The sequence below is a fragment of the Pelotomaculum sp. FP genome (genome assembly GCF_004369245.1).
GTDB classification, from domain to species: domain Bacteria; phylum Bacillota; class Desulfotomaculia; order Desulfotomaculales; family Pelotomaculaceae; genus Pelotomaculum_C; species Pelotomaculum_C schinkii.
The window spans coordinates 55,292-70,809 of record NZ_QFGB01000003.1 but is presented as its reverse complement, the minus strand read 5'-3'; the positions used below and the strand labels follow the sequence as shown (position 1 = coordinate 70,809).

Annotated in this window: 17 protein-coding genes; 16 read left to right on the top strand and 1 reads right to left on the bottom strand. The window is 50.0% G+C overall.

The genetic code is table 11. The features are described from left to right. Positions 1-19: 19 nt before the first annotated feature. The 8 genes from accC to Psfp_RS02040 all read left to right on the top strand — a co-directional run bounded on the left by accC (position 20) and on the right by Psfp_RS02040 (position 6,083). Positions 20-1,375: an acetyl-CoA carboxylase biotin carboxylase subunit gene (accC, locus tag Psfp_RS02075; RefSeq protein WP_134216890.1), complete on the top strand. Its 1,356-nt coding sequence runs from the start codon at positions 20-22 to the stop codon at positions 1,373-1,375. A gap of 112 nt (positions 1,376-1,487) precedes the next feature. Next, on the top strand, positions 1,488-1,886 hold the full coding sequence (locus Psfp_RS02070; protein ID WP_134216889.1) for an Asp23/Gls24 family envelope stress response protein: 399 nt from the start codon (positions 1,488-1,490) through the stop codon (positions 1,884-1,886). 50 nt (positions 1,887-1,936) lie between these two features. Continuing rightward, positions 1,937-2,470 (top strand): alkaline shock response membrane anchor protein AmaP, encoded by a 534-nt coding sequence (amaP, locus tag Psfp_RS02065; protein ID WP_134216888.1) that lies wholly within the window; start codon positions 1,937-1,939, stop codon positions 2,468-2,470. 29 nt (positions 2,471-2,499) lie between these two features. Continuing rightward, positions 2,500-2,712 carry a DUF2273 domain-containing protein gene (locus Psfp_RS02060; protein WP_134216887.1) on the top strand — a complete coding sequence of 71 codons (213 nt, stop codon included), beginning with the start codon at positions 2,500-2,502 and terminating at the stop codon, positions 2,710-2,712. A 50-nt stretch (positions 2,713-2,762) separates the two neighbouring features. Further along, on the top strand, positions 2,763-3,182 hold the full coding sequence (gene nusB / locus Psfp_RS02055; RefSeq protein ID WP_134216886.1) for a transcription antitermination factor NusB: 420 nt from the start codon (positions 2,763-2,765) through the stop codon (positions 3,180-3,182). A 328-nt stretch (positions 3,183-3,510) separates the two neighbouring features. Next, positions 3,511-4,716: an exodeoxyribonuclease VII large subunit gene (xseA, locus tag Psfp_RS02050; protein WP_134216885.1), complete on the top strand. Its 1,206-nt coding sequence runs from the start codon at positions 3,511-3,513 to the stop codon at positions 4,714-4,716. A gap of 229 nt (positions 4,717-4,945) precedes the next feature. Further along, a complete protein-coding gene (locus Psfp_RS02045; RefSeq protein ID WP_134216884.1) occupies positions 4,946-5,209 on the top strand; it encodes an exodeoxyribonuclease VII small subunit in 264 nt (87 codons plus the stop codon). Further along, positions 5,205-6,083: a polyprenyl synthetase family protein gene (locus Psfp_RS02040; RefSeq protein ID WP_134216977.1), complete on the top strand. Its 879-nt coding sequence runs from the start codon at positions 5,205-5,207 to the stop codon at positions 6,081-6,083. Before Psfp_RS02045 ends, Psfp_RS02040 begins: the two co-directional genes overlap by 5 nt. Before the next feature lie 740 nt (positions 6,084-6,823). On the opposite strand, the gene Psfp_RS22605 is transcribed toward Psfp_RS02040, so the two are convergent. Next, positions 6,824-7,252 carry a hypothetical protein gene (locus Psfp_RS22605; RefSeq protein ID WP_348981098.1) on the bottom strand — a complete coding sequence of 143 codons (429 nt, stop codon included), beginning with the start codon at positions 7,250-7,252 and terminating at the stop codon, positions 6,824-6,826. Between the two features lies 1 nt (position 7,253). On the opposite strand from Psfp_RS22605, the gene Psfp_RS22600 reads away from it, so the two are divergent. The 8 genes from Psfp_RS22600 (at position 7,254) to spoIVB (ending at position 15,453) form a co-directional block, all read left to right on the top strand. Continuing rightward, on the top strand, positions 7,254-7,490 hold the full coding sequence (locus tag Psfp_RS22600; RefSeq protein ID WP_348981097.1) for a hypothetical protein: 237 nt from the start codon (positions 7,254-7,256) through the stop codon (positions 7,488-7,490). A 6-nt stretch (positions 7,491-7,496) separates the two neighbouring features. Continuing rightward, on the top strand, positions 7,497-9,404 hold the full coding sequence (gene dxs, locus Psfp_RS02030; protein ID WP_134216882.1) for a 1-deoxy-D-xylulose-5-phosphate synthase: 1,908 nt from the start codon (positions 7,497-7,499) through the stop codon (positions 9,402-9,404). A 20-nt stretch (positions 9,405-9,424) separates the two neighbouring features. Beyond that, the gene (locus Psfp_RS02025; RefSeq protein WP_134216881.1) at positions 9,425-10,228 is read left to right on the top strand and encodes a TlyA family RNA methyltransferase; all 804 of its coding nucleotides are present in this window, start codon (positions 9,425-9,427) and stop codon (positions 10,226-10,228) included. 44 nt (positions 10,229-10,272) lie between these two features. After that, positions 10,273-11,142: an NAD(+)/NADH kinase gene (locus Psfp_RS02020; RefSeq protein WP_134216880.1), complete on the top strand. Its 870-nt coding sequence runs from the start codon at positions 10,273-10,275 to the stop codon at positions 11,140-11,142. Beyond that, positions 11,135-11,740 (top strand): class I SAM-dependent methyltransferase, encoded by a 606-nt coding sequence (locus tag Psfp_RS02015; RefSeq protein ID WP_134216879.1) that lies wholly within the window; start codon positions 11,135-11,137, stop codon positions 11,738-11,740. The genes Psfp_RS02020 and Psfp_RS02015 overlap by 8 nt, the downstream gene beginning before the upstream one ends. Beyond that, a complete protein-coding gene (argR, locus tag Psfp_RS02010) occupies positions 11,709-12,170 on the top strand; it encodes an arginine repressor (RefSeq protein ID WP_134216878.1) in 462 nt (153 codons plus the stop codon). The genes Psfp_RS02015 and argR overlap by 32 nt, the downstream gene beginning before the upstream one ends. A gap of 4 nt (positions 12,171-12,174) precedes the next feature. Then, a complete protein-coding gene (recN, locus tag Psfp_RS02005; RefSeq protein WP_134216877.1) occupies positions 12,175-13,863 on the top strand; it encodes a DNA repair protein RecN in 1,689 nt (562 codons plus the stop codon). 270 nt (positions 13,864-14,133) lie between these two features. Beyond that, positions 14,134-15,453 (top strand): SpoIVB peptidase, encoded by a 1,320-nt coding sequence (gene spoIVB, locus Psfp_RS02000; RefSeq protein WP_282434315.1) that lies wholly within the window; start codon positions 14,134-14,136, stop codon positions 15,451-15,453. The last annotated feature ends 65 nt before the right edge of the window (positions 15,454-15,518 follow it).

Sequence of the window (15,518 nt, the reverse complement as noted above, 5' to 3'; positions counted from 1 at the left end):
GGGGAGAGGAAAAGGTAAGATGTTTAAGAAAATCCTGATAGCTAACCGTGGTGAAATAGCCCTCCGCATTCTCCGGGCCTGTCACGAGATGAATATAAGCACGGTCGCGGTTTTTTCGGAGGCTGATCGTGAAAGCCTGCATGTTTTACGAGCTGACGAATCGTACTGCATTGGACCTGCTGCTTCTGCTAAAAGCTATTTAAATATAACCAACCTTATCAGCGCGGCGCTGGTTTCCGGAGCCGACGCGATCCACCCGGGATACGGTTTTTTATCGGAAAACCCTGATTTTGCAGAGGCATGCGCCAGTTGCGGGATTAATTTTATTGGTCCCTCGTCCAGGGCTATCCAGCAGCTTGGTTCCAAGGCTCTGGCCAGGGATACCATGGTTCAGGCAGGTGTTCCGGTAATCCCGGGCTCGGAGGGAGCGGTAAAAGACAACGAGCAGGCCTGGCGACTGGCCGAAAGGATTGGCTACCCCGTAATCATCAAAGCCAGCGCCGGAGGCGGCGGCCGGGGGATGAGGGTGGTCCAGTGCGGTGAGGAGCTGGAGGAAGCCGTCAGCATGGCTAAAACGGAAGCTCTTGCCGCTTTCGGCAACGACGAGGTTTACCTGGAAAAGTATGTTGAAGAGCCACGGCACATCGAGTTTCAGGTCCTGGGAGATAAACACGGCAACCTGATCCACCTGGGCGAAAGGGACTGCTCTATCCAGAGGCGCAATCAAAAGATGATTGAGGAGTCGCCTTCCGTTGCGCTTAGCCCGGAACTGCGGGAGGAAATGGGACATATGGCTGTGCGTGCCGCCAGGGCGGTGGGTTATTACAGCGCGGGAACGGTTGAATTCCTTTTGGATAAAAATTTAAATTACTACTTTATGGAGATGAACACGCGGATCCAGGTCGAGCATCCGGTCACGGAGATGGTAAACGGGATTGATTTAATAAAAGAGCAAATCCGTATTGCCGCCGGCGAGAAGCTGGAAATATCACAGGACCAGGTTTCCATAAAGGGGCATGCAATAGAATGCAGGATTAATGCCGAGGACCCGGGTAAAAATTTTATCCCCAACTCCGGCAGGATTACAAGCTACCTGACGCCCGGGGGACCCGGAGTGCGGGTTGACAGCGCAGTGTACACCGGTTACATGATTCCCCCCTATTATGATTCCATGATTGGCAAATTGATCGTATGGGGCAAGGACAGGGAGGAAGCCATCGCCAGGATGCAGCGGGCGCTTCAGGAGTTCGTGATTATGGGTATCAACACCACGATCCCTTTTCATCAGAGGGTGTTCAGGAACGCTTTTTTCCGCCGTGGGGAAATCTATACCAACTTTATTCAGCGTCGTATTTTGGGGGATGAGCAACTATAAAACACTAAAATCATAGTGTTTGCGTTAATTTACCAACTTTGCTATAATATACGCATATGAGACATGGATCATCATTTTTTGGGTATAGTGTATTATAGCGGAGGTGAAAAAGATGAACGAGAGTGATTTTGTCAAGGAAGAGCAAACCGGACTGGGTTCAATCAGGATTTCGGATGAGGTTGTTAAAATAATAGCCGGCCTTGCTGCCACTGAGATTAAAGGGGTAGCCGGGATGAGCGGGGGACTGGTTGGCGGTATAGCTGAAATGCTTGGCCGCAAAAACCTTTCCAAAGGAATCAAGGTAGAGGTGGGAGAAAAAGAAGCCGCCGTCGACGTTTTTGTGATCATTGAATACGGGATTAGGATACCTGATGTAGCCGCTCAAATCCAGGAAAGCGTAAAGAGCGCCATTGAACGGATGACCGGCTTGGAAGTTGTCGAAGTCAATGTAAATGTTCAAGGTGTTGCCTTTACCTCCGAGGGCAGGGAAGAAGAACATAAGGTTAGATAGCTTAACCGACCCCCTTGACAGGGGGTTAGCTTTTAGGGAGGTGTACCTGTTTGGGTCCTTTCGACCGCTTCTTACTGGGGGTATACGCATTCTTCATTACGGTTGTTTTTGTACTGTTTTCAGCTGTAATGTTGGGTTGGACGGCTCCCTTGTTTTTGCTGAAAGAAATGTTTTATCCCGGACAACCGGGGATTTTCTGGCCTTTCATGGCTTTGGTCATACTGGCCGGCTTGAGACTGCTCTGGGTGAGTCTCTTTGGCAAGTCAAGAGGCAGGCATGTGGTCCTGACGGAGAGTTCGCTGGGACAAGTCAATGTTTCGCTGCAGGCGATAGAAAGCCTGGTAGAGAAAATAGTTTCACAGTTCAGCGGGGTTAGAGAAGTTAAACCCAACATCATACAGGTCCCGCAAGGTATAGGTATTAAAGTCCGGGTTGCGGTAACCCCGGATGTCCACCTCCCTCAGCTTTCTGAAGAAATTCAAAACAGGGTCAAGTCCAGGGTGATGGAAGTAACAGGGATTACCGTCAATACTATAAAAATCATGGTTGAGAATATTTCCGTTCACAAGCCAAGGGTTGAATAGCGCATTTCAGCCCCGGAAAGGAGCGGCATATGGAAGTATTTCAGGAAATTCTAAATAAGCATCTGGGAAAAGCGGTAGGCGTTATTCTGGGCCTGATTTACGGTTTGCTGGCAATTAAGTACGGTTTTTTTAAGGCCCTTTTTGTGTTGATTTGCGCCGCACTCGGTTATTATATCGGCAAACGGCTGGATGAGAAGGTTGACTTCAGAGAATTGTTCTTAAGGCTTTTCCGGGAACGATAACTGTATTGTTTACATACAGCGGTTAAATAACGAGGGGGATACGTAACAACATGGGCAGGAGAAAGGCCAGGGAGAGGGCGCTGCAAATCCTGTTTCAGGTAGATATGGGCGGCAACGATCCAAAGGAAGCCATGAAAAATATGGATGAGAGCTTTGGACCTGTATACAATAACGTAGAATTTGTCGAAAAGATTGTAATGGGAACCCTCACTAATTTAGCGTGTATTGATAAAAACATTTCGAGCATCAGTCAGGATTGGAACATAGAAAGAATGGCCAGCGTGGACAGAAATATCATCAGGCTGGCTTTTTACGAAATATTGTTCTGCAGTGATATACCGAACAATGTGTCCGTCAACGAGGCTGTAGAACTGGGCAAAGTGTACGGTGGGGAAGAGTCTGCGCGCTTTATTAACGGCATTCTCGGCAAGCTGCTGGCGAACCCGGAAGAGTACAAACCTGAATTGTGAGACACGCCGGCGTATGATTGGCAGCCTGACCAGGGCAACTCGCCAACGACGCCGGGACTTCTACCTTAGCTTGTCTTTTGCAAGTTAGACCATCTTGACGATGCAGGCGCGATTTCAATCGCACACGGCGCGTTAGAGCCGCACTTGGACAGCTGATGTAACTTTTGTGCGAATGGATTCGCACCTACATGTAAGGTCCGTCCGCAATGTTATTTGTAGGGTGGGGGCATCTGTACAGGCCAATTACTACACACACTAAGACAGAACAGCACCCTTCAAGCCAGGGGTGCTATTGTATTTAGTCTTTTTTGGGGGAGACATAATATAAATGAGAATTTTAACGGTCCACGAGTTGACCAAACATATCAAAACACTTGTGGAAAAAGATCACCTGCTGGTAAATGTATGGGTCAAGGGGGAAATATCAAACTTTAAAGCCCATTCCTCAGGCCATTTGTATTTTACCCTGAAGGACGATCTCAGTTGTGTGAAAGTTGTAATGTTCCGTTCCAAAAGCAGGCTGGTCCCCTTTCAACCCCAAAACGGCATGGCGGTAACAGTGAGGGGTTACGTTTCAGTATTTGAACGGGACGGTACCTACCAGCTTTATGCCGAAGGGCTTGATCCGGACGGCACGGGGGCTCTTTACCTGGCGTTTGAGCAACTGAAAAAAAGGCTGGAGCAGGAGGGGCTTTTTGACCGGCGCCATAAGAAATCACTACCCCTGCTGCCGCGTCGCATCGGCATCGTTACCTCGCCCACCGGAGCGGCAATCAGGGATATGCTCCAAATTATCGGACGCCGCTGGCCGGGACGTGAAATTATGCTGGTACCGGTTCCGGTCCAGGGCGAAGCAGCGCCTCAGGCTGTGGCCGGAGGTATTAAGCTCCTGAATCAGGTTGGCGGTGTAGACCTGATTATAACCGGCCGGGGCGGGGGAGCGCTGGAGGAGCTTTGGACCTTCAACACCGAGATCGTAGCCCGCAGCATTTTTCACTCCAGGATTCCTGTCATATCCGCGGTAGGACACGAAACAGATACCACCATCGCCGATTTTGTAGCTGATGTCAGGGCCGCCACGCCTTCTGCAGCGGCTGAAATAGCTGTGCCGGACAGGAAGGATATGGCCCGCTACATCCGTACTCTAAAGACCCGGCTGGGGCGGGCGGTTGATGAAAAGTTGGCGGCTTCCAAGCGCCGTATCGAGTCCTGCCTGCTTAACCGTGTATTTACCAGCCCTCTGAATGCCATCTGCGGCGTGGGTCAACAGTCGCTGGATCAGTTGGAGAGCCGCTTGCGCCAGGCAATGTATGGGATCCTGGAGCGAGCCGGCAGCCATTTCGCGGTGCTGGCAGGCCGGTTGAACACGTTAAGCCCGCTGGCCACCCTGTCCAGGGGCTACTGTATATGCGCAACCCTGGACAGAAACCGTGTTATCAGCGACGCCGCTTCCGTAGAAATAGGAGAACAACTGTCATTGCTGCTGCATCAAGGCAGGCTCGAAGTTGTTGTGGGAAAAAAGAGTGTGACATAAGTATATAATGGTAACAGATTTAGAAAACGTTCCATTTTAGTCGTAAGGCGTAGGGCGTAAGGTGTAATTTATCCTACTTTTTATAGGATCTTAATTTTGACTCTTGAGAATATCATGAATTCCCACGTCCCACGTCCATTTATACGCCCTACGCCTTGCGCCTTACGACCTATAGCGATCGTAAGGGCTTCCAAATAAACGAAGCCTTGGATTGGAGGTATACCCTTATATGTCTTTCGAGGAAAAAGAGATTAATTTTGAGCAGGCGCTGGCGCGTTTGGAAGAAGTGGTGAAGGAATTGGAGGACGGACGTCTGCCATTGGAAAAATCGCTGGAATTGTTTGAAGAAGGCATCAGGCTTACCAGAATATGTGAAGGGCGACTGGCTGCCGCCGAGCAGCGCATTACCATTCTGACCGTGGACGAAAAAGGCGGAATTATCCAAAAGCAGCTGGATTCTTTACCTTCCCCGGGAGGCGCCCGAAATGATTGATTTTAAAGAGGAATTAAAAAAGAGAGCCGCTTTGGTTGAAGAGTCACTTGAAATTTTACTGCCCGGAACCAATGCTTACCCGCCCCTGATCCACCAGGCCATGCGGTATAGCGTTATGGGCGGAGGAAAGCGGCTAAGGCCTGTCCTGGTTATGGCCGGAGCTGAAGCTGTAGGGGGTAAGGCTGAAGATGTCCTGACTGCCGCCTGCGCTTTTGAACTGATACATACCTACTCACTGGTGCACGATGACCTCCCCGCCATGGATAATGACGACTACCGCCGCGGTAAATTGACCAGTCACAAGGTCTATGGTGAAGCAGCCGCAGTTTTAACCGGGGACGCCCTTCTGACCATGTCCTTCCAGCTCCTGGCGGAAAGTAAAGGAGCTCCGGAGAACGTCCTGCGGGTAATCCGTGAAGCGGCGATCGGGGCCGGTACTTTCGGGCTAATCGGGGGGCAGGTGGTTGATACATTATCCGAAGGTGTTGCATTAGATGAAAACACCCTTGAATACATTCACCGTCATAAGACCGGGGCTCTTTACAAGATATCGGTAAGGGCGGGCGCTATTCTGGCCGGGGCACGGGATGATCAACTGGCAGCTTTAACCGGATACGCCGAAAACCTTGGTTTGGCCTTTCAGATCAAGGATGATATCCTTGATATTGAGGGAGATGAACAGAAAATCGGCAAACCGGTGGGCAGTGATACCAAAAATAACAAAGCTACCTATCCTGCGCTCTTCGGCCTGAATAAGTCGCGCGCCAAAGCCCGCCAGGCGGCCCAACAGGCGCTGGCGGCGCTGCGGCCCTTTGGCGCCGAAGCTGATTTTTTGAGATCAATGGTTAATTTTGTGATTGAACGGGATTTTTAGACTTTAAAGAAGAGCGGGAGATTGTTGGGGAATCAGTTTCTCTTGAGCAAGCAATACCGGCCTTCAAGGGCTGATTAAAGAGCAGGCTGAATTTGTAAACTAAAAACTGATTATGTTATAATAACAAATTAGTCAAAGCTTTTTAAGATAAGTGACACAGTATCCTAGTCGGACGAACCTTTTTGAAGGCGGGCCTAAAAATCCGTCAAGGGCACATCGATGAAGTTCCTGGTGCTGGCTATCGACGCCCAGTCGGGGGCTGGTACTGGGAGTTAAGGGGGTGGGGCGGCCTGCAATGGCATGTGGGACCCGACCCCGCCCCCGTGGAGACCCAAGTATGTGGGCAGCCATACCACAATTGGGTGGTCAACTATGGCTTGGGATTAAACCTGCATGTGGTTCAAGCTGCGTGCAGTGTAGCCTGCCTTGAGTGGTAACGGTGGATTTCAGTTTTTAAGCCAAGCTGAATACGGGCCCGTGTTCAGTCAGGTTATTGATTGAAACCCTTACTGCAATAGAGACTAGAAAAGGTGTACTCTGTCGAGGAAAACTCCTAGGCTGTCCGGGCTTACCAGGGCAGGCCGGGGATTGCAGTGTGGACTAAGTGGTAATCCAGTCCCGGTCGTCAGCGGCCGGAGACAGCTTGAAAGGGAAACCGCCGGTATGGCGACAGCCGGCAGCTTGTCTGGGAAAACCTGCTGGACCTAAGCCACAATATTTACCCGGTCTGCTGTCACTTATCAAATATATAGCTTAACAATAATATACCCTGCAGAAGGACGCGCCAACCATCGCATGAGGTGATTTTTTTTGGGCAATAATAAATCTACTGTTACCGGTAGATATATCTTTTTTGTGGGCGTCGGCTCGTTTTTTTTAGCTGTTGTTTTTACATTTCTATCTGAAACAATCACATCAAGGTTGAACAGCATAATATTATCCACAGTATTCCTGATCGTGATAATAATTATTAACGCGCTTGCAGATCTTTTAGGAACGTCCGTTACAGCTGCTTCACACACACCTTTTAACGCCAAAAGTTCAAAAAAGGTAAAAGGCGCGCCACAGGGCTTACGGCTTATCCGTAATGCGGACAAGGTAGCAAATATTGCCAATGATGTTGTAGGGGATATCACTACTACTATTAGCGGCGCTCTGGGAATATCCATAGTGATTCAAATTGTGAATCTGGGGCCCGGGTTCAGCCAGTTTTGGCTGAACGTGCTGATTACCGCTCTTATTGCATCGATAATTGTCTCAACTAAAGCTATTGGTAAAAAAATAGCGCTGAGCCACCCTGACGATGTAATCTTTGTGGCAGGAAAGCTTCTGGCAGGCATAGAAGATATTACCGGCCGCAGTTCTATGCAAAAGCGCCGCGTCCCGAGAAATAAGAAGGGTGGATAGCTCACCATGAGCAGCTTCTTAAAGCAGTTAAATTCAGTGCGGGACATTCGCACTATGACTTACAGCCAACTTCAGGAGCTTGCCGGGGAAATCAGAAGGGAAATAATATCGGTAGTGTCCCGTAACGGTGGTCACCTGGCGCCCAATCTGGGTGTGGTGGAACTGACGCTGGCCATCCACAAGGTTTTCAACTCCCCGGTTGACCGTATTGTTTGGGATGTGGGGCACCAGAGCTATGTACATAAAATGATCACCGGCAGGAGAGACGATTTCAGGACGCTAAGGCAATTTGGAGGCATCAGCGGCTTTCCCAAGCCCGCTGAAAGCGCCCATGACGCGTTTGGCGCAGGGCACAGCAGCACTTCTATCTCGGCCGCCCTTGGTTTGGCCGCGGCCAGGGATTTGAAGGGCGAAAGCAACGCGGTGGTAGCGGTTATCGGGGACGGAGCGATGACCGGAGGGATGGCCTTTGAGGCCTTAAACCATGCCGGACATCTCAAAAAGAACATGGTCGTTATTCTGAATGACAACGAAATGTCCATTGATCATAATGTCGGCGCGATGTCCGGCTACCTGGCCAGGCTCCGGACCGACCCGATGTATACCAGGGGCAAGGAAGACCTGGAACAACTTTTACGCAAAATACCTATCGGGTCGGCTCTCCTGCGTCTTGGTGAACGTTTGAAAGACAGCTTAAAATACCTTGTGGTTCCAGGTATGCTCTTTGAAGAACTGGGTTTCATTTATCTGGGGCCGGTTGATGGACATGACATCAAAGCTATGACCACCATACTCCAGCAAGCCAAATCCAAAAAGGGCCCGGTCCTGGTCCATGTGCTCACCAAAAAAGGCAAGGGCTACCGGCCTGCGGAAAAGAATCCCGATAAATTTCACGGAGTCGGGGCATTTTATGTGGCCACCGGGGAAGTGCTTGAGAAAAGCGATACCCCCACCTACACTGAAATATTTGGCGCCACCCTGATGAAGCTGGCGCACCAGGATGAAAAGATACTGGCTATTACCGCAGCTATGCCTAGCGGTACCGGGCTTACCAAGTTTTCCCGGGCTTTTCCAGGACGTTTTTTTGATGTCGGCATAGCGGAGCAACATGCTGTAACTCTGGCCGCCGGCTTAGCCGCAGGTGGTTATCACCCGGTAGTGGCCATATATTCAACTTTCCTGCAGCGGGCCTATGATCAGGTACTACACGACGTCTGCCTGCAAAACCTGCCGGTGACCTTTGCTATTGACCGTGCCGGTATTGTCGGTAATGACGGAGCCAGTCACCAGGGTATTTTTGACTTGTCTTTTCTAAGGCCGATACCGAACATGGTGATTATGGCCCCCAAAGACGAGAACGAGCTCCAGCATATGCTGGCAACAGCCGTGTATCATCAAGGACCTTTGGCTTTACGTTACCCGAGGGGCAGCGGAACCGGCTGCCTGATGGATAAAGAACAAAAAATACTCCCCATCGGGAAAGCCGAGGTAATCAGGGAGGGTACGGACGCTACCCTGCTGGCTATAGGAAGTATGGTCCACGTAGCCGAGGAAGCCGCTAAAATTTTAGCGGCCAGAGGTGTTAAGGTGGCTGTAATCAACGCCAGGTTTGTAAAGCCACTGGATGAAAAGTGCATACTTTACTATGCTGAAATGAGCGGAAAGCTGTTTACCCTGGAGGAAAATGTCCTGCAGGGAGGTTTCGGCAGCGCTGTATTAGAACTGCTCTCAGCACGGGGGCGGGGAGGCCTTCTGACTCATCAGTTTGGTATTCCGGACACTTTTGTTGAACACGGATCACCGGAGCTGCTTCTGGCCAGGTATGGACTTACCGTTGAGCAGGTGGTGAGGGTGGTCGGGGAAAAGCTGGCCAAAAAAAATTATTCCGGGAAACTGAGGATTGCGCCCAATTAACCCCAGGAAGGGTACCAATTTTGCAAAAAAATAAGCAGCGTCTGGATGTCAGGTTAACTGCAGAAGGATATTGTCCCAGCAGGGAAAAGGCCCGGGCGGCGATTATGGCCGGCCTGGTTTTTGTTGATGGTTTAAGAGTTGATAAACCGGGGGTAACGGTATCCCCGGGCGCAGTTCTTGAAGTAAAGGGCAGCCCGATACCTTACGTGAGCCGGGGCGGGCTAAAACTTGAGAAGGCGATCAAAGTATTTGAAATAGACCTTAGCGGGCGGGTGGTGCTTGATGTAGGGGCTTCCACCGGGGGTTTTACGGACTGCGCTTTAAAGTACGGGGCCAGTCAGGTATATGCGGTTGATGTGGGCTACGGCCAGTTAGACTGGAAGCTTCGCAACGATCCCCGGGTGGTGGTTCTGGAGCGGACCAATATTCGTTATTTAAATAAAGAACTGCTGTCGGTAACCCCTGATTTCATAACTATTGACGTTTCATTTATCTCATTGACCAAGGTCCTGCCCAAAATAGGTGAATTGACCACTCCCGCGGCTGCCGGCGTGGCGCTGGTGAAGCCGCAGTTCGAAGCCGGCAGGGATAAAATCGGCAAAAAAGGAGTGGTCCGGGATCCGGAGGTACAGTTGGCGGTGCTCCAAAGTATAACCGGCTTTATTGAAGACCAGGGCTGGTCGGTCAGGGGAGTGGATTATTCACCGGTAACCGGTCCTGAAGGCAACATAGAATTTTTGGTATACTTCGACAAGAGCGGCCTGCAAGAAAACCACGCCAACCTGCCTGATATAGTGAAACGGGCTCATGCGGAACTAACATAATATTTAATAAAAATTGCTGAAGTAGGAGGGGGGGAGTCCAGTACTTGAACAGCTTCGGGCTGGCGGTTAATTTAAATAAAAAGGGAGTCCGCAAACTGGTAAGGCAAATTACCGGCTGGCTTACCGGCAGGGGATGCACCGTTCTAATTGAAGAGGATATCGCGGCCCAATTAGAGTTGCCTGGCTTTGGCGTACCCAAGGACCGGCTGTACGAGCTGGCTGAATGCATGATCGTTTTCGGCGGGGACGGGACCCTGCTGGGTACTGCGAGGAAGGTTGCCGGAACAGGAACACCCATTATAGGCATAAACATGGGCCATATGGGTTTTTTAACAGAGATAGATTTACCGGAGGCCCTACCGGCTCTGGAAAAGCTGCTGGATGGCGAATATGATATCGAAGAACGGATGATGCTGCAGGCCAATGTGTACCGGCAGGACAAGCTGGTGGAACAATTGGTAGGCCTAAACGACGCTGTGATTGCCAAAGGCGCCTTTGCCAGGCTCATTCAACTGGAAGCCCATGTCAATAATGAGTACATCAATACCTATCCCACAGATGGATTGATTATTGCAAGCCCCACCGGCTCAACAGCCTATTCCTTATCGGCGGGAGGTCCATTGGTTACCCCCAATTTGGAACTGATGCTGCTGACACCGATATGTCCCCATGCTCTCTGGGCCAGGCCACTGATAATAGCGCCGGAAAGCGTTGTCAAAATCATCATCCTTTCCAGCCAGGAGGAGGTTATGTTGACCATGGACGGGCAGCATGGTTTCAACTTGTACCAGTACGACCAGGTTTTAGTAAGCCGTTCCCCGCAAAAAGCCAGACTGGTCAGGTTGAGGGGAAGGGGATTTTTTGAGGTCTTAAGAAAGAAATTTCATCAAGAGGGTGACCGCAACGGTGCTTAAAGGCCTTGGCAGCGCTGTACATCTCGCTCATCTTCTAATATCCGAAGCAGTGGGTCCTGGCGCCACTGCGATAGATGCGACTGCCGGAAACGGTTATGACACACTTTTTCTGGCCCGCCAGGTCGGGCCTCAGGGGAAAGTGTACGCTATAGATATCCAGGCAGAAGCTCTGCAAAAGGCGGCATTGTTGCTGCAAAGGGCCGGGGTTCTCGACCGGGTAATCCTCTTACACAGCAGTCATGAGGAGATGGAGCGACTGGCGCCTGCCCCGGTCGATGCGGTATTATTCAACTTGGGCTATTTGCCCGGCGGTGACCACAACCTTGTTACAACCTGTGAAACAACCGCGAGAGCGCTGAGAGCGGCCTTGAAAATGCTGAAACCGGAGGGGAGAATAGGGCTGGTTATATACACCGGCCACCCGGGAGGACGAGAGGAATTAGCTGCGGTGGAGGAGGTCGTCTCCTCTCTTGACGGCAGCCTGTACCGTGTGGTGCGCTCAAACTTTATCAACCGTTCCGACCAGGCTCCGGTGGTAATTGCAATCGAGAAGGCAGGTGTTGGCGATGAAAACCAGCCGGCAGCGCAAAATCCTTGAGATTATCTCGAAGCAAGCAGTAGAAACACAGGAAGACCTCGCTTCAGCTCTCAAAAAGTCAGGATTCAAGGTAACGCAGGCTACTATCTCGCGGGATATTAAGGAACTGGGTTTGATCAAAATACCGGCTGAAAACAACGCCTCTTATTACTCCCCGGGAATTGAGAGGCCGGTTTCCCGTATTGAAGGCCATTTGAAGCGACTTTTCCGTGATTCAGTGGTAAGTATGGATTCAAGTGAAAACCTGATTATTATCAAAACTCACCCCGGTGGGGCGCAGGCCGTAGCATCCGCCATAGACCAGGCCGGTTGGCAGGAAATTATCGGTACGGTCGGGGGAGACGATACTATTCTCGTAATAGTCAAGCCGAAGCGGGCTACCGCGGATGTTCTGAACAGGTTTGAGGAACTCAACCTCAAAAAGGGGTGAGCGAATGCTTTTGAACATCTCCATAAAAAATTTCGGTTTAATGGAACAAGTCAAAATAGATTTCCAGGAGGGCTTAAATATCCTTACCGGTGAAACCGGAACGGGGAAGACGATCATTATTGACGCTTTGGAGATAGCTCTCGGCGGCAGGGCACATACCGAACAAATTCGCAGCGGGGCGGAAAAAGCTCTGGTAGAAGCCGCCTTTGACCCGGCCAGGAACAAGTTCCTGGAGCAACTACTTGGTAATCAGGGAATTGACCTGAGCGAGGAGGATTGCCTGGTGCTATCCAGGGAAATCACCCGTTCCGGGAAAAATATCTGCCGGGTTAACGGTCAGGCGGTACCACTGGCTTTTTATAAGATAATCGGGAAGAGCATGGCGGACCTGCATGTCCAGCATGAACAAAATTCGCTTCTGAACCAGGAAAAACACCGTGAGCTTTTGGACCATTTTGGGGGAACCAAGCTCCTGGAACTGCTCGGCCAGGTTAAGTCGGCCTATCAAAGCTGGAGTGAAGCCCGCTCCCGCCTGGAAAAGCTTCAACGGGACGCGGGGGATAGGACCAGGCGCGCCGATACCTTGCGCTACCAGATTGAAGAGATCCGGCATGCAAAGCTTACCCCCGGAGAGGAAGAGGAATTAGTCAGAGAAAAAGAAGTACTTGCGAACTCAGAAAAAATCAGTTTGCTGGCTGGAGAAGCTTATAGACATCTTTATGATGGAAACGAAGGTCAGGACTCTGCCATGGATCTCCTGGCCCGGGCGGCCGAAAATTTGAAATCCCTGGTTTTCTATGACAGCAGGGCGAAAAATATATTAGTCGCATTAGAAAGCTCTCTTTATCAGGCGGAGGACGCGGCCCGTGATCTTGCTGCCTACCGTGACACGGTAGAGTACAGTCCACGGAGGCTGGAAGCAGTCGAGGAAAGACTTAACCAGATTAAAATACTAAAGAAAAAATACGGAGACGGCATACCCGCGATTCTGCAGTTTCTGGATAGTGCCGGCTCCGAACTGCAAAACCTGCTAAACCTTGATGAAGAATTGACATCTTCCGGCAGAGAATTAAGCGCTGCCGCGGCAGCCTATTACCAGGCGGCAAAGGAGCTCAGCAGCGCCCGCAAGTCTGCGGCCCGGCTGCTGGAGGAAAGGGTGGCCGTTGAACTGGACTCACTGGAGATGGGGAGAGTGGTATTATCATTAGAATTTACTCCCATCGAAGAGCCTTCCCCCGCAGGTCTGGAGCAGATTGAATTTTTGATCTCCCCAAACCGGGGCGAGCCTCTAAAGCCTCTGACTAAAATTGCATCGGGCGGTGAATTGTCCAGGATCATGCTGGCGCTTAAGACCTTGCTGGCACAGGCCGATGACAAGCCTGTGCTGGTGTTTGACGAGGTCGACGCCGGTATTGGCGGCCGTGCGCTGCAGGCAGTGGCAGAGAAGTTATCCCAGTTGGGTCAACAGCGTCAGGTTATTTGTGTTACTCACTCGGCGCAGGTAGCCGCCCATGCCAGGGCGCACCACAGGATCCTCAAAGAGTTTGACGGTGAGCGTACGGTAACCAGGGTTGAACTGCTTGACCGGGAGCAGCAAGTGGAAGAGCTGGCAAGGATGCTGGGCGGTAAAAATGTTACTGATATCACGCGCCTGCACGCGAGCCAGATGCTTAAAAATTCCGATAAAATTTGAAATTATTTTAAATTATACCGCACATTTTAAAATATGTGCGGTTTTTTCTATTTTTTTTACAGGTAACAAAACAATAAATTACATATCTAAATAAACTGAAATAGACTCTGTATTTGGGATTTTGAAACATTTTTAGGTTGAATATTAGATATTTGTTGAGGTTATTATAAATTTGCAATTTGTTTTGAAACAAAGATATACGTATAGGGTTGTCTAAATAATGTTATCAATATTTGGAGGTGGATGGCAATAATATTGGAGGGGTAATGTTTGAAGGGGAAAACATGCGGTTGTATTTGTGGCATTTTAATATTTTTATCAATTATGCTAACTTATCAGGTTCAAGGCACGCTGCTTCCTCCTGAAAAGCATTTGGTATCAGTTGGCCAGCCGCTGAATTTTAAATTTCCCGCTCCATTAGAAAAAGGTTTAAAAATGGAGATAGTCAATAATGAAAGCAACGCCCTTCAAGAAAGTGTTATCGAAGGAGATTTTATATCCGGGTCAAACCCGGTGGCATTGAATCCCGGTCGGTTAAAACTCAGGCTCAGCTTGTACGGTGTGGTCCCTGTACGTGATATGCTGGTAAGTGTGGCGCCGGAAATAAGAGTTGTTCCAGGCGGACAATCAATCGGGGTTTTAATCCATGCGCGGGGAATTATTGTAGCCGGCACATACGATGTGGTTAATCAGGATAACCAAAGAATCAATCCTGCCTCGCAGGCAGGTATTCAAAAAGGGGATGTAATCCTAAAAATTGACGGGTCAGAGGTGGGCAGCGACAGCCAGTTTAGAGATTCTGTGTCCAGGGCCGGAGCGGCAGGCAACTCCATGGAGGTAGAGGTAAAACGGGGGAAGGAAACCTTCAGCACTACTTTAAACCCGGTTTTATGCAAGGAAACTTCTGATTACCGGGTAGGTCTTATGATCAGGGACAGCGCAGCCGGAGTAGGCACCATAACTTTTTATGAACCAGGCAGCAAGTCTTATGGCGCTCTTGGCCACATCATTACCGATGTAAACACCAAGCATCCGGTTGACCTGCAGGACGGGAAAATCGTCGGCGCCAGCGTCCAGGGTATTGCCAAAGGCAAACGCGGCCAGCCGGGAGAAAAAATCGGCATACTTCAGGGTGACAAGTTATTGTCCGGTACCATCAACAGAAACACCAGGCTGGGTATATTCGGCAATCTTCAGAAACCGCTCGAAAACCCTGTTTTTACAGTACCAATACCAGTCGCCATGACCAGTCAAATTCATGAAGGGCCGGCAGAAATACTAACTGTCCTAAGCGGCGATAAGGTGGAAAAATTTTCTGTGGAAATTTTACAAATTAATCCACAGGTCAGGCAGGACGGCAAGGCGCTTGTATTAAAAATAACTGATGAAAGGCTGCTTGATCAGACCGGCGGCATTATCCAAGGTATGAGCGGCAGTCCAATTATTCAGGAGGAGAGGTTGGTTGGCGCGGTTACCCACGTTTTTGTGAATGACCCAACCAGAGGTTATGGGGTGTCGGCTGAATGGATGTTGGAGGAATCCGGATTGCTGGATGATTCAGGACAAGTTATAAAAGAACCTGCGGCATAAATATAAATAATTTTTTGCTTTTCTATTAACCCTGGGAAAGGCTTTTTCCCAGGGTTAATTCCTTT